This window comes from Pseudovibrio sp. Alg231-02 (assembly GCF_900143565.1).
In the GTDB taxonomy this organism is placed as follows: Bacteria; Pseudomonadota; Alphaproteobacteria; order Rhizobiales; family Stappiaceae; genus Pseudovibrio.
In genome coordinates, this window is record NZ_FREX01000004.1 from 1 (window position 1) to 14,193 (window position 14,193).

Genomic DNA, 14,193 nt, shown 5'->3' on the forward strand with positions numbered 1-14,193 from the left:
GGGGCCTCGTCCTTGTGGGCGTTCTTGTGCTCGGCCTTGGCGGCTGGTCCTCCGTTGCCAAGATCAACAGCGCAGTGATCACCTCTGGCTCCATCGCTGTCGATGGACAGGCCAAGAAGGTGCAGCATCAGGAAGGCGGCATTGTCGGCGAAATCCTCGTCAAAGATGGCGATGAAGTCAAAGCCGGTGATGTGCTGTTCCGCCTTGATGAAACGGTAGTGAAAGCCAATCTGGCCATCACTCGCAAGCGTCTTCATCAGATGCAGGCGCAGGAAGCCCGCCTTTCTGCCGAATGGCGCAATGACGCTCAGGTCACCTTCCCGGAAGTTCTGGTTGAGCTGGCAAAGACCGACAAGATTGCTGCCACTGCTCTGGATGGTGAGCAAGCTCTCTTTGCTGCCCGTCAGCAAGGCATCAAAGGCCGCAAGAAGCAGCTTGGCGAGCAGATTGCTCAGCTGGAGCAGCAGATTGAAGGCTTGCAGGTGCAGCGCGATGCGAAAGCTGAAAGCATTGATCTTGTCACCCAGCAACTCGCCGACTTTGCTTCTCTTTTGGAAAAGCGCCTGATCAACGCCTCTCAGGTCACCGCCATCAAGCGGGAACGGGCCGAGCTGGTTGGTGATCGCGGCGGGTTGATCTCGCAGGTCGCTCAGACCAAGGAAGCCATCAGCGAAAAGCGCGTGCAGATCCTGCAGCTGGACGAAGAGTTTTTGGAAAAAGTTCTGTCTGACCTGCAAAACATCCGCTCGCAGATTGCCGAGCTGGAAGAGCAGGAAGTGGCTGCACAGGACCGCCTGAAGCGCATTGACATCCGCGCGCCACAATCCGGTTATGTGCACCAACTCAACGTTCACACTGTTGGCGGCGTGATCGCACCGGGTGATACGCTTATGCTGGTGGTGCCGGAAGACAGCGATCTGGTGATTGAAAGCCGTGTTCAACCGGTCGATGTGGATCAGCTGCAAGTGGGACAGGACGCTTATGTGCGCCTTGCCGCTTTCGATCAGCGCACCACACCAGAGCTGGGCGCAGCCGTGCTCAACGTCTCCCCGGATCTGACCCGTGATGAAGTCACCGGCGAGCCCTTCTATCTGGCACGTCTGAAGATCTTAGAGAGCGAAATGCCAAAGCTGAATGGCCAGACCCTCGTCCCCGGAATGCCCGTCGAAGGCTTCATCCAAACCGGCGAACGCACCGTCCTCTCCTACTTCATAAAACCCATGCAAGACCAAATCGCCCATGCGCTCAAGGAGAAGTAAGGAACCCCTTACTTCTTCGGAAGGCGACTTCATTGATTTTTGAGGTCGTGAGGACTAGAATAATAACCGGAGTGGAAAGGGAGCTTACGCCCCCTTCCCTTTTCTTATTTGAAAGAGACTCGGAGTTGCATTAGCCAGCTGTTCCGAGTCTTTTTCATTTTAAGCGTGAGTGAAATGGGGAATAACCTCATCCCATCACCTCCGGTTTAAAGGCAAGGCTGTTGCCTCAGTCGGATAAGCCTATCTTGTCCGATGCATTGGCTGGCACAACACAGCTGCTTTCGCCCTCAAAGAGCCCTCAGCTTACCATCGAACATCGCGAACTTTATCTCCCTGATTTTGGGAGTGGTATTTGTTTGGCCAATAAAAAAGCGGCTCTGGGAGCCGCTTTTTCTGTTCTTGTGAAGGCCCTCGCAAACTCGCGAGGGCCTTCTTTTTGCTTAAACGAGCATTTCGCTTGGGCTGCTGAGGTCCAGGCCGATGACGAGTGGGTCATGGTCGGACGCGCCGTACTGGTCGTCAGTGTAGAAACCAGCATCGGTGAAGCGGCTGTTGTAGCTGAGCAGGTCTGGCTCATCAGCATTGATGTGCCACTCAGCAAGGCCGGTCACCTGATCAGCAAGGCTGTCGGATGCCAGAGCGTGGTCCAGAGAACCGCGCTGACCATCAAACACGAAGCTGTACGCTTCATCGCCCAGGTACTGAGACAGAAGATCGGTCATGTCGCCGCCCTCTACCAGTTCCTGTACGGAGTCGCCTTTGCCGTAGGTGTTCAAGTCACCGATCACGAGGATGTCCGGATCAAGACCTGCACCTGCATATTCCGTTCTCAGCCACTCATGCAGCTCTTTTGCTGCATCTTCACGTGCCTGAGCCCAGAAGGCCTGCCCATCACCTTGATCGTAGTTTGGATCAGCGATCAAGGCATCCAGATCTGCCTGTACCTGGTCAACATCAGCTGCCGGAATGGTACCTGCATCCAGTTTACCCTGAATGTCTTCCACCAGATCGCTCAGGCCGCTTGGACCCTTGGACTTGTAGTGGTTAACCGCAAGGGTAAAGCGCTCGCCGTTTGCATCCTCAAAAGTGGTTGCAACGGTTGGGCGGTTACGCTGGAAGTCACCTACATATGAACGATCAGCAAAGTCCTGCAGACGATCCGCAATCGCGTAAGTCGCATCCGCACTTGTTTCCTGATAGGTGTAGGTTTCTGTCTCAATGACAGTCAGCTTGCCAGGACGGTAGATCATACCGGTGGTGATGGCATCAGACCCGATCGGAGCCCCGTCAGTCGGGTTCACGAAGGTGTAAAGCTCATCAGTCCGGCCCTGAGCGGTCAGTTCCGCATTCAGTGCATCAACAAGAGCGCTGATTGCAGAGGCATCATCAAAGCCGTTGTTCTCCAGTTCCTGAAGACCAAAGACATCCGCATCGATATCAAGCATTGCCTTGACGATCTTGTCGGTTTGACGCGCAAGATCTGCCTCGGAGCTCGCACCGCGCTGACCAAGACTGGTGAAGTAGTTCAGCACGTTGAAGCTGGACACTTTCAGATCACCGCCCACATCAGCAGGCTGGTCAGGACGTGCACCGGAGTTGGTGCTCTCATCGATGGAAATCTGGCCGTCAACGATCAGAGTATGACCATCGAAGCCTTCGGTGAGAATGCCTTCGATCGGTGCATCGATCTCTGTGCCAAGACGCAGAGTTGCCCCTTCAGAGAAGTCATCACCGCTGTCCAGATACCCATTGCCGTTGTCGCCGTTTTCTTCGGTAACTGGCACGTAGGTGAACTCGTCAGGGTTCTGCTCAGAAGAACCATCATCGATAAGGATGCGGTTGTTCTGGTTCATTTCCTGATGTTCGATGATCTGGTCAAGCTCATCCTGAGGATCGTACAGATGGGTTGCCTGATACTGGGCGCCAGCGGAAACTGTAATTTGACCGTAGCGGTCGAAATTGAAGTTTTCGATGACTGTCAGAGCATCGTCTGTTCCGGAGCCAACGCTGACGCGCATGCCTTCCAGAGCTTCCAGGTTCTGCTGGCTTGTTGGAGACAGAAGTACCTGCATGTATTCTGGCAGATCATTGCCGGAAGACAGGATGCTCAAATCACCAATGTTTGTCAGCTGTGTCTGGCCACCAAACTCTGCAACGGTACCACCGAAGGACACTTCATCACCAACTGCAACGGTTGGAGCCGCGCCGGTGTAAACGAAGATACCTTCAGAAGTTGCGGAGTTGCCGTCGCTGTCAGTTGTTTCTTCCTGCAGATAGAAACCACTGCTGGTCACGCTTGTTACAAGCGCGCTGACGTAAACGAACTCACCAACCATGCCGGATTCTGCACCGTCACCCTGAATGGTGGAGATGAGCGTAGGCGCGGTATCGTCGTTCACAACAGTGCTGGTTGCTGTCTTGGTTGTGATCTTGCCACCCGTTGGGTTGCTCAAGGTCACAGACAGGGCTTCGCTCAGCTCGGTTGTTTCATCGCCAGTGATGTTGACTGTGATGGTCTTGGTGGTTTCACCAGCTGCAAACTCGATGCTGCCAGATGGCAGAGTGCCACCGAAGTCAGCTGCATCAACGTCGCCGCCAACAGCAAAGTCAACAGTGCCAGCCTCAGACAGATCACCATCACGGGTCACTGTGAACTCGAAGGAGGTTACGCCGCTGTCGCCTTCAGCTTTGGAGTCAGCTTCCGCTGCGATAGCGTAGGTTGTGGACGTACCGCCACCGCCTGTGGTATCGCCTTCCAGCTGCAGGTTTTGCAGAACGAATGCTTCATTGCTGCCGTTTGCAGAGCCTTCAACGATGATGGTTAGCTCGGAGCCTGAACCTTCCAGATCAGCAACAAGTGTTTGCAACTGGTTGGTAAGAACAAGGCCAGAGTTGGTTTCAACCATCGGATCGTTCAGATCAACAACCTTACCGCTGGCAAGGGTGTAAGACTGAGCGCCATCATTGTCAGAGGTGAAGGCGAACAGAGTTTGCTCTTCGCCACCATCAATGGAATAGCGGATGGAAATGGTGTCATCAGACTCGAAATCACCCATTGCACCAGCATCCAGAGACAGGCTGATATTGCTGTAATCTGAGATGTCGAAGCGCCAGGTCGCGACCAGCGGGTCACCATTAGGATTGTCGTCGTTGACAGTATCGGTCAGACCGAAGAACTCACCAGTGTTGGAGACTTCATCGATAACGCCGACTGCATCATTCTCGAAGCTGCCATTGGTGGAATCGACCAGCGAGAACGGAGCGTCGGCAGCAGTGTACTTGCCAAAGCCGTCTGCAGGACTGGTGAAGTCTGGTGCAGTGCTGGTGTACTCGATCAGACGATCATTCTGTGAGTCCACCATGTCAAACGCGAAGGTTTCGCGCACAACAGCCGGGTTGCCCAGGATCTTCAGGTTCTGCAACGCAAACGCTTCAGAACTTCCGTCTGACTTGCCTTCAACGCTGATGGTCAGCTCAGAGCCAGTGCCTTCCAGATCAGACACGAGGGTCTGCAGCTGGTTGGTCAGCACAATGCCTGCGTCTGCATCAGTGAGCGGATCATCCAAATCAACAGTCTTGCCGCTGGCAAGGGTGTAGGTCTGTGCACCGTCATTGTCAGAGGTGAAGGAGTACAGAACCTGCTCTTCGCCACCATCAATGGAGTAGCGGATCACAAAGGTGTCTGTGCCTTCAAAGTCACCCATTGCACCAAGATCAAGGGAAAGACCCAGATCTTTGTAGCCTGCAATGTCGAAGGTCCAGGACGCTGTCAGTTCGCCATCATTGTCATTGTTGATGCTGTCGGTTACGCCGAAGAACTCACCAGAGTTGGTGGCTTCATCGATGATACCCAGAACGTCATTCTCAAAGCCGCCATTTGTGGAATCGACCAGTGAGAACGGCGCGCTGTCTGCAGTGAACTTGCCGAAGCCATCAGCAACGCTGGAGAAATCAGGCGCAGTGTTGGTGAAGCTCACCAGGCCCTGATTTTGAGAGTCAACCATGTCGAACGCGATTACGTCACGCACAACTTCGTTTTCGTCTTCAACAGTGACGGAAACACTTTGAGTGTCAGAACCGCCGTCAGCATCGGTGACAGTGACTTCAACCTGATAAACGTTGTCGCCATCAGCATCTGCTGGTGCTTCAAAGTCAGGAGCTGTCTTAAAGCTCAGCTGACCAGTTTCAGCGTCGATCTCGAACAGGCCAGCATCAGTACCAGAAACGGAATAGGACAGGTCTGTGTTGTCTACGTCGGTTGCAGATGCAGTTGCCAACTCAGTGGTGTTTTCTGCAACGGAAACATCAGAAGCGACAGACAGAACCGGAGCCTGATTAGAACCAGTCACAGTAACAGTAACGGTGACGTCTTTGGTGCTGCCATTGCCGTCGGTGACTGTGTAAGTAAAGGTATCTTCTGCAGTCTCGCCTTCACGCAGGCTGTCAAACACACTGCCTGGGTTGTAGGAGACCTGACCGTTCTCAAGAGAGACGGTTGCGCCAGATGCGCTGCTTGCGGAAACTTCAGTGATTGTCAGCGTATCGCCGTCATAATCCTTGTCGTTTTCCAGCAGAGTGGCAGCCTCAATCACAAGACCTTCATCGCCGGATGCAACAGCATCTTCGCCAGCGCGGATCTCATTGTTGCGACCATCCAGATAGTAAGTGTAGTCGTCAGCTGCGAAGTGAACTGCCTCGACATTCATCAAGGTGTCTTTTTCAGAGCCGTCATTTGCGATGACTTTGGTCTTTGGATTCCACCAGCGACCACGCTGCTGGAATGAATAGTCATCGATTGAGCCTTCATAAACGGCTGTATCGAAACCACGACCACCATTGATGCTGTCATTGCCTGCACCACCATGGATGACATCGTCGCCACCAGCTGCGCTGATGCGATCGTTGCCTTCACCAGCAAAGATAAGGTCATTGCCCTTACCTGCCCGGATCCAGTCATTTCCAGCATATGTGGAGATGGTATCGTTACCGTTGAAACCCCAGACCCAATCAATACCGTCGGTACCCGTGATGACGTCATCCCACCACGTGCCAAAGTTTACGCTGATCGAGTAGAAGTTAAATCGAGGAAAGAAATTGAACATGTATCAACCCCGTTACAGTTCATCTTATCCGAGTCCGTCACTCCCCTCCCAGTTTTGAGCCGGGAGCCAAGACGAACGATTATTTTTTGCTAGATGCCCGAAAGATTTTCTGCAGCATGCATCGACAGTTTTCTCGATGTAGAGGGTGACGTAAAGGACGTATTGATCAATTTTTCACTTTTCGCATATTATTTCGAATAATATTTTCTTTTGTGAAATTTTTTTCAACTTCGCGTTGCATATCAATGTCAAGGCGACAGGAAGTTACCCAGTGCTGTGCATAACTCGGGATGCTTTTAAACACAGTTTGGCTCCTGCGCGACTCATATTTCACAAAGGCGCACTGCGAATCCATAGATACAATTAAAATTTAATTATCAAAATCACGATTTTTGCGGGTTCATGGCGAGGGGCAGGCACCTGCTTGAGCAAAATCATACCAATTCTATATTTTATCTCATTTAGAGTATCATTTTCTAACTTGACTTATCTTTGTAGTATGTAGTTTCTTATATTCAATCTTTTCAGCAAACTAGGCGAATTTAGAGTGTGTTCGCCATAACAAGAATCTGATGAGACGGAATAAAGGGACGGGGCAAGCATGTGTAATTTGATCGATAAAATCAGAAAATCAGTGATTGGTGAAGACGCAGCCATCGCCACGGCATTTGGTCCTAAGCCATTGGTTTATGCGGATTACACAGCCTCAGGCCGTTCGCTGAGCATGATTGAGGATTACATCCGCGATCACGTTCTGCCTTACTATGCCAACACCCATACAGAGACCTCCTACACAGGTGCACAAACCACCGCACTACGCGAGCAGGCCCGTCAGCAGATCCGTTCGTCAGTTAACGCCACCGACGATCATTCCGTGATCTTTTGCGGCTCCGGTGCAACCTCCGCGATCCATAAACTCATCGATATTCTCAACCTGAAACTGCCTGCAGACCTGAGCGCACGCTACAAGTTTGAGCAGCAGATCCCCGAGAAAGAGCGCCCCGTCGTTTTCATCGGCCCTTATGAGCATCATTCCAACGAACTGCCATGGCGCGAGAGCATTGCAGACGTGGTTTCCATTCCCCTTTGCGAAGGCGGTCAGGTCTGTCTGGATGATCTTGAGAAACAGCTGATCAAATACGCAGACCGTCCCCTCAAGATTGGCAGCTTCTCGGCGGCCTCAAATGTCACCGGCGTCAAAACCGACGTCGACACCGTCGCCCGCCTGCTTCACAAGCACGGCGCACTCTCCTTTTGGGACTACGCCGCGGCGGCTCCATATGTGGGCATCGATATGGCTGGTGCTCAGGATGAACAGGGCGACAGCACCAAAGACGCTATCTTCCTGTCACCACACAAATTTGTTGGCGGACCGGGCACACCGGGCGTATTGATCGTAAACAATGCCATCCTTCAAAACCGTGTACCAGCGATGCCAGGCGGCGGCACCGTCATGTACGTGACGCCAGAAGACCATCGTTACGTGGCAAACGCAGAACGGCGCGAAGAAGGCGGCACACCAGCGATCATTGAATCCGTGCGAGCAGGGCTGGTGTTCAAGCTTCAGCAAGCCGTCGGTACTGATGAGATTGAACGCCGGGAAGAGAGCTTTGTCTCCCGAGCCGTAGCCCGCTGGTCAAACTGCGAGAACATAGAAATCCTTGGCAACACCGAGGCGCCTCGTCTGTCTATCACCTCGCTGAAGATCACTCATAAAGGCAAAGACCTGCACTACAGCTTTGTTGTGGCGCTGCTCAACGATCTGTTCGGCATTCAGGCCCGTGGTGGGTGCTCCTGCGCTGGTCCATACGGCCACGCATTGCTTGGCATGGACATGCACTACAGCAAGGCACTGGAAGAGCAGCTGGTGGAAGGTCACATGATCCTGCGTCCGGGCTGGATCCGCCTCAACTTCAACTACTTCATTGATGAAGAAACCTTCGAGTATCTGGTCCGCGCCATTGAGTTGGTCGCAGAGCACGGCTGGAAGCTACTGCCATTTTACCGCTTCGACCAAAACGGCGCTGTCTGGCGCTACCAAAACCACAAAACAGAACTGGCCGCCTCGCTCGAAACACTCGATTTCAACGCATTGCCGGAAGCCACCGTAAAATCAGAGCGCCCTTCTCTGGCAGAGACCATGAAAGCAGCTGAAGCAGAGCTCCTACGCAACCACTGCACCGAAGAACGCTACAACGTCATTCAGCCGCAAAAAGTGGAAGATCTCCGCTGGTTCGTCCGCCCACAAGACGTCGCCGTCGCATAAGAGTAAGCCGAGGCGGCGGAGACAACCCGTCGCCGGTTACTTCTCACAAATACTTCACCCAGTCTTCGTAGCGGCGGTCTACATTTGGGGTGCTCATGGCCCTGGTCCAGGCGATGCCGGCGGAGTTTCGGGCTTCGGATGGGGTCATGGAGAAGCGTTTTTTGAAAGCACGGCTGAAGGTGCTCTCGTAGGTAAAACCGAAGGAAAACGCGATTTCCGAGTTGGAGCGGTGGGCATTGCTGTTGCTGATGAGTGCGATCATTGCGCCCTTGAGACGTTGCTCCAGAATGAAACTTTTCACACCGCCGTAATTGCGGAACATCTCATATAGCTTTGAACGTGAGATACCTGCTTTTATGGCCACAGTTTCGGGTGAAAGATCTGGGTTCGACAGGTGCTCGCTGATTGTTCGTTTTGCCAGCATAATCTGTGCGGCATGGCTGTTTGCTTCGACCAGAGCCACGCCTTCAGACGTGCTGTTCAGGCAAGCCGTAACGAGTGAAATCGTTGCCGGGTTAATATCTGCAGCTTGTGACAAGCTCAGTTGACCCGACAACTCTTTCAACGTCTTAATATGACTATAAAGAAGCTGAACCATGGGCTGCGCGGCAGGCAATCTCCGCATATGCTGCCCATCTGGATAAACCAGCTTAGGTTCGAGCAACTCCCTGGGAATAATCAGGGATAGGTTTGAAAATGTATTGGTCCAGGATTTTGACGTCCTGGCTAAATCAAAAATGATGAGGCCATCCTGTGCAACAGAATGTTGTGCACCGTCATGCTCGAAAATCATGTCTCCCGTTTCAAACAGTTGGGTCATGAAGTGGTCCATCCCATCTTTTGCGATAGTCAGCTCACTCCTCTCCCAAAACTGCTTTCTGCTTTTTGTCCGGGCCAGAATAATTTGCCCGAACATATGCGCATCTACTTCTGCGGTGAATTCATCAGACCTGACGGCATGATCTGCTTCCACCTGAAACATGAAGGAGATACTTTCCTTCCAGAGAGAGAAGCGCTCATCTGGCGCAACGCCATCAACGGAAAACACAGTCTGAGGAATAGGCTGAGAAATCTCCGCTCTTGGCGCTCCGTCAATGAGATCCACCTCACTCAAAATATGTCCTCGTAAAATCAACTCAATTTATACGTGCTTTTACTAAAATCTTATAGCAATTATATACATCTCCAAGAGCCCCCCGAACAATGACGTGGCGTCCAGATCATTGTGCATTTTGTTTGGAACCTCCTGAAAACTGAGTTTTTTCCTGAGAATCTTGCATTGATGCATGAAGCGAGCACAACGAGCGGGGAAGACGCAGGCATTAGTTTCCGGCCCAATGGCTCTCATTCAGGTGAACGTAATGTGATTAAACTGGGAACGGAGCTGTCTTGTATTCCCCTTTCCAAACTCACACCTAAAGAAGTGCTCACTGCACATATCTCGATTTGTGCGTTTCCCCATCGAGCTTCTTAAGGATCTCCCAATGGCCCTGGATACATCTGTTCCTACTGCCTCCTCGCTCGTAACCTTATTGCCCACGTTGCTGCTGGCCGGTGTCATTGGCGAAACCGCCTTTGAAGCTTATGCCTGGTTTGTCTCACCGCTTCTATTTGGGCCGGTTCTGGAACCTGCGTATCTCGTTACAGCACTGGCGAACAAGTTGTTCGGGCTCTCCATTCCATACGGCCTTGCCTTCCTGATCCACTTTTCCGTTGGCGCAATTGTCTTTCCGCTTGCTGTGCTTGCAGTGCATCAAGTGACCAGACTTCGGTTTTGGATTTCTGGCGTGGTTGCTGGTGTGCTCCTCTGGTACATCGCACAAGGCATGCTCGCGCCCTTTATTGGCAGAAGCTTCATGATGGACTTTGGCGCTTATACGCAGTCCTCATTCCTCGGACATGTGGGCATGGCCGTTGTGATGGCTTTGGTTTTCATGAAGGTGTCTGAAGGCCGCAAAAGCCATCGCTAACACCAAGACTTGGAGAGAGTGCAAGGCACTCTCTCCTTCTGCTCCACCTAAACCGCGGCGGAGTACTTCAGCCGAATGACCAACTGCTGCGTATCCTCATTAAAGTCTTCATGCATTTCCTCAAAGCCGTAGCGAGCATAAAAGCCACGCCCGATGGGATTGTGCTTGAAGACTTCCAGTTCAACACTGTCATGAAGCGATGTCGCCTTGTCCATCAAAGCCTTCCCGAGCTTGCGCCCGTGAAAATCTGGATGCACAAACAGTCCGCCCACTTCATTGCCAAGTAATGAAATAAACCCGACGACAGCGCCGTTCATTTCAGCAACCCATGTCTCTGCATTGGGCAGATACATGTTTCGGATGTTGTCGGTTTCATGAGCTAAAAAGCTGTCGCTCAGAAAAGGGTGAGCGAGTTTGCTGGCCTCAAGCCAGACGTCAACAATGGACTCGGTATCGCGAGTTTCAAATTTGCGGATCATTTCTATGTCCTGAAGAGTGCCGTTAATCGGCGCTTGATGTTCGGAAAATGAAGGCATGCGAAACCAGCCGTGCAAATGGCACGGTCTTAAGGTTGAAAACATGCATAGGGGTTCTTCGTTTGAACCCTCAGATCCGGGACATCAAATCTCCTCTGAAACACATTAGGAATACGCAACCTAAACCTCAGGGGCGCAATGTCAAGGCAACTCAGATTTCCAAGTTCGACGTGCTGCTAAAGCTGCAAATATCTGCGTCTTACCATCTCATGATTTCCGAAAAATATTAGCCGGCTTCGGGACTTGATGGTGAAGAACCAACCGTTGCCCGTTTCCTATTCCGGACGCGTCTTCGCCACCGAACAGGCTCGTTTCACCGTCAAAAACAGGTAAAAAACATTCCAGAGGACAGTTTTAAACATATTATTGAGCCAAAAAGGCAAGTTTATTCGCTCAGTGAACTGAGTGAAAACCTTCCCTATAGTGGACCCTAATCCTCTGAGTTCTCTACTTCCTTGATTTTCGTTAGGTCCTTTTTGCTTTCAAAAGGACAACTGCAAGGTGCCAATTGCGCAAAAACACTTGCGTTAGATCAACGTCCTTCATCTACGCAACAGTACGATTGGGTTGATCGTGGGAGAGGTCTGTAAAAATGTCTACTACAATAGTTAGCAGTGAAGTGGAGAAGCTCGCTGAAATTCCCTTGCTTAAACGGTTGAGTACCGAGGCAAGAGAACAGCTGCTTCGGGGTGCCACCAAAAAATCTGTCTCGCGCGGTGAGATGATTTTTTTTCAGGATGATGAGGCAGATGCGTTCTTTATCGTTCTGGAAGGATGGGTCAAAGTTTTTCGCGCGACAAGCAGCGGTGATGAAGCCGTTGTAGGGGTTTTCACCCGTGGGCAAACCTTCGCTGAAGGTGCTGCCTTTACAAACTCAAACTATCCAGCCTCTGGTGAAGCGGTTACGGATAGTGTGGTGCTTTGCATTCCAGTGGCCCACCTGGCCAACTCAATTGCAGCAGATCCAAACATCGCGCTGGCAATGATGTCGTCGTTGTCCATGCACCTGCATCAACTCGTGTTGCAGATTGAAGGGTTGAAGACGCATACCGGTGCACAGCGTGTTGCCGAATTCTTGCTGAACCTCAGCACAGAACCTGCTGGTTCCTGCACATTGGTGCTGCCTTACGACAAAGCACTCATCGCGGGTCGTCTGGGTATGAAACCGGAAAGCCTGTCTCGTGCATTCCAGAAGCTGAAAAGCTATGGCGTCGAGGTCAAACAAAACCGGGCAATCATTTCCAACGTTCAGGTTCTGCGCACATTGGTAGAGCAGGAACGCACAGTGGTTATGCATTCAAGCCACGGCTAAGATGGTGCGTTAAAATGATTTTATTCGCTTGTCCGCGCCTGGGTTTTCATCCCTCATAGGCTTGTTTGATGAACTCGCCAAGATGTTGTAGTTCCTCTCCCCGTGGTGAGCTTTTTCGCCATACAAGCGCTATTTCTCTTGGCAGTGCCTTATCTACATCGATGAGGCACACATCATAATTATCCGTCAGTCCTGCAGTAATCGCGACGTCTGGCAGAAGTGTTGTTCCCAGCCCTTCTGCCACCATACCCACCAAAGTGGAGAGGCTAGTCGCCTCAAATGAACTGTCTTGAACCGGGCCGTCGGGCAAAAATGCAGACAGGGCATGCTGTTGTAAACAATGCCCTTTTTCCAGCAACATCATCTTGGTATCTGTCAGGTCCTGCCCTTCTACATGTCGCCGGTTTGCAAGCGGATGTTGAGGTGTGACAGCCAGTTTGTATCCATCTTCAAACAATGGAAACTGAACAAGGTCGCCAATCTCAAATGGAAGTGCCAGCAACATGGCATCCAGATGCCCGCTCTGTAATGCAGCCAGCAGGTCATGAGTAATGCCCTCTTTGACAAAGAGGCGAAGTTCCGGAAACTTCTTCCGAAGCTGCGGCATTATCCCAGGAAGCAGATAAGGTCCAACTGTAGAAATCACACCCAGTTTCATGTCTCCAGACAGGAACTTAGAGTTTGCCGCAGCAAAATCTACAAAGGCTTTTGTATCGAGCAGGATATGACGTGCACGATCAGCCAGTGAGTTGCCCAGAGATGTAATCGTGACAGAACGCTTGGTTCGCTCCGCCAAATGAACACCAAGATTCTGTTCCAGCTCTTTGAGCGCTGTGCTCAGAGCCGACTGGCTCACATTACATTTTTCTGCTGCCCTGCCAAAATGTTGCTCTTCAACAAGTGCCACCAGAAATTCCAGCTGGCGAAGGCTTGGTAGATGACTCATATGTTTTATAGATCACTGTATTATTATTAATCAATTTCACTAATTAATATAGATCGATATTGTGCATTTATCAAATCAATTGAGCCCGAGGAAAATAAATGTCAGAAGAAACTATCATCACATTGCCGCAGCTGAACACACCAGCACCAGATTTTACTGCTCCGACGACTGATGGCACCAAATCATTGAGTGATTACAAAGGTCAATGGCTGGTTCTCTTTTCACATCCAGCTGATTTTACGCCTGTCTGCACAACCGAATTCATTGCTTTTGCGAATGCAGCAGAAGATTTTGGCAAGCTCAATACAGCATTGCTTGGCCTGTCTATCGACAGTCACTACTCACACATCGCGTGGATGCGAAACATCGAGGAGAAGTTTGGCGTTCACATACCCTTCCCGATCATTGCGGACCTCTCAATGGAAGTCGCCAAAGCCTACGGCATGATCCAACCCGGAGCCTCAGACACTTCTGCTGTTCGCGCAACTTTCATTATTGATCCTGAAGGAATTCTGCGGGCGATGGTTTACTACCCAATGACCAACGGGCGTTCAGTTGATGAGTTCCTACGCTTGATCAAAGCCTTGCAAACATCTACCGAACACGGTGTTGCGACTCCAGAAAACTGGCAGCCTGGTGACAAAGTAATCGTGCCACCACCAGCAACAGCGGATCTGGCTGAATCACGTAAATCAGCTGGTTATGAATACGTTGACTGGTACTTCTCTACGAAAGATGTGCCTGCTTAATACGAAACCTGAGACGGAGTTCAGGTGATTAAAGTGCCTGAACTTCTCACTCA

General features: G+C 51.3%; 9 protein-coding genes. 5 read left to right on the forward strand and 4 right to left on the reverse strand.

What is annotated here, in order from left to right; genetic code table 11:
- A partial coding sequence (locus DHN43_RS12315; RefSeq protein WP_208995320.1) for an HlyD family type I secretion periplasmic adaptor subunit occupies window positions 1-1,259 on the forward strand: 1,259 nt, incomplete at its 5' end.
- A 440-nt stretch (window positions 1,260-1,699) separates the two neighbouring features.
- On the opposite strand, the gene DHN43_RS12320 is transcribed toward DHN43_RS12315, so the two are convergent.
- Window positions 1,700-6,361, reverse strand: coding sequence for an ExeM/NucH family extracellular endonuclease (locus tag DHN43_RS12320; RefSeq protein WP_108818778.1), 4,662 nt, complete (start codon window positions 6,359-6,361; stop codon window positions 1,700-1,702).
- A gap of 601 nt (window positions 6,362-6,962) precedes the next feature.
- Here DHN43_RS12320 and DHN43_RS12325 point away from each other — a divergent pair.
- Window positions 6,963-8,627: an aminotransferase class V-fold PLP-dependent enzyme gene (locus DHN43_RS12325; protein ID WP_108818779.1), complete on the forward strand. Its 1,665-nt coding sequence runs from the start codon at window positions 6,963-6,965 to the stop codon at window positions 8,625-8,627.
- 43 nt (window positions 8,628-8,670) lie between these two features.
- Here the strand turns inward: DHN43_RS12325 and DHN43_RS12330 are convergent, their stop codons facing one another.
- The gene (locus tag DHN43_RS12330; protein WP_208995322.1) at window positions 8,671-9,609 is read right to left on the reverse strand and encodes a helix-turn-helix domain-containing protein; all 939 of its coding nucleotides are present in this window, start codon (window positions 9,607-9,609) and stop codon (window positions 8,671-8,673) included.
- A 502-nt stretch (window positions 9,610-10,111) separates the two neighbouring features.
- Between DHN43_RS12330 and DHN43_RS12335 the strand changes: the two genes are divergently transcribed.
- On the forward strand, window positions 10,112-10,597 hold the full coding sequence (locus DHN43_RS12335; protein ID WP_108818781.1) for a hypothetical protein: 486 nt from the start codon (window positions 10,112-10,114) through the stop codon (window positions 10,595-10,597).
- A 47-nt stretch (window positions 10,598-10,644) separates the two neighbouring features.
- Here the strand turns inward: DHN43_RS12335 and DHN43_RS12340 are convergent, their stop codons facing one another.
- Window positions 10,645-11,076 carry a GNAT family N-acetyltransferase gene (locus tag DHN43_RS12340; RefSeq protein WP_063318236.1) on the reverse strand — a complete coding sequence of 144 codons (432 nt, stop codon included), beginning with the start codon at window positions 11,074-11,076 and terminating at the stop codon, window positions 10,645-10,647.
- A 649-nt stretch (window positions 11,077-11,725) separates the two neighbouring features.
- Between DHN43_RS12340 and DHN43_RS12350 the strand changes: the two genes are divergently transcribed.
- The gene (locus DHN43_RS12350; RefSeq protein WP_208995324.1) at window positions 11,726-12,445 is read left to right on the forward strand and encodes a Crp/Fnr family transcriptional regulator; all 720 of its coding nucleotides are present in this window, start codon (window positions 11,726-11,728) and stop codon (window positions 12,443-12,445) included.
- Between the two features lie 46 nt (window positions 12,446-12,491).
- On the opposite strand, the gene DHN43_RS12355 is transcribed toward DHN43_RS12350, so the two are convergent.
- Entirely contained in the window at window positions 12,492-13,391 is a 900-nt protein-coding gene (locus DHN43_RS12355; RefSeq protein WP_108818783.1) for a LysR substrate-binding domain-containing protein, read from the reverse strand.
- 98 nt (window positions 13,392-13,489) lie between these two features.
- Between DHN43_RS12355 and DHN43_RS12360 the strand changes: the two genes are divergently transcribed.
- Complete coding sequence (locus DHN43_RS12360) at window positions 13,490-14,140, forward strand: peroxiredoxin (RefSeq protein ID WP_063304719.1); 651 nt, start codon at window positions 13,490-13,492, stop codon at window positions 14,138-14,140.
- The last annotated feature ends 53 nt before the right edge of the window (window positions 14,141-14,193 follow it).

Coding starts and splice junctions, on each gene's coding strand:
- DHN43_RS12320 (WP_108818778.1), bottom strand. CDS start 6,361: ATGTTCAATTTCTTTCCTCGATTTAACTTCTACTCGATCAGCGTAAAC.
- DHN43_RS12325 (WP_108818779.1), top strand. CDS start 6,963: ATGTGTAATTTGATCGATAAAATCAGAAAATCAGTGATTGGTGAAGAC.
- DHN43_RS12330 (WP_208995322.1), bottom strand. CDS start 9,609: ATGTTTCAGGTGGAAGCAGATCATGCCGTCAGGTCTGATGAATTCACC.
- DHN43_RS12335 (WP_108818781.1), top strand. CDS start 10,112: ATGGCCCTGGATACATCTGTTCCTACTGCCTCCTCGCTCGTAACCTTA.
- DHN43_RS12340 (WP_063318236.1), bottom strand. CDS start 11,076: ATGATCCGCAAATTTGAAACTCGCGATACCGAGTCCATTGTTGACGTC.
- DHN43_RS12350 (WP_208995324.1), top strand. CDS start 11,726: ATGTCTACTACAATAGTTAGCAGTGAAGTGGAGAAGCTCGCTGAAATT.
- DHN43_RS12355 (WP_108818783.1), bottom strand. CDS start 13,391: ATGAGTCATCTACCAAGCCTTCGCCAGCTGGAATTTCTGGTGGCACTT.
- DHN43_RS12360 (WP_063304719.1), top strand. CDS start 13,490: ATGTCAGAAGAAACTATCATCACATTGCCGCAGCTGAACACACCAGCA.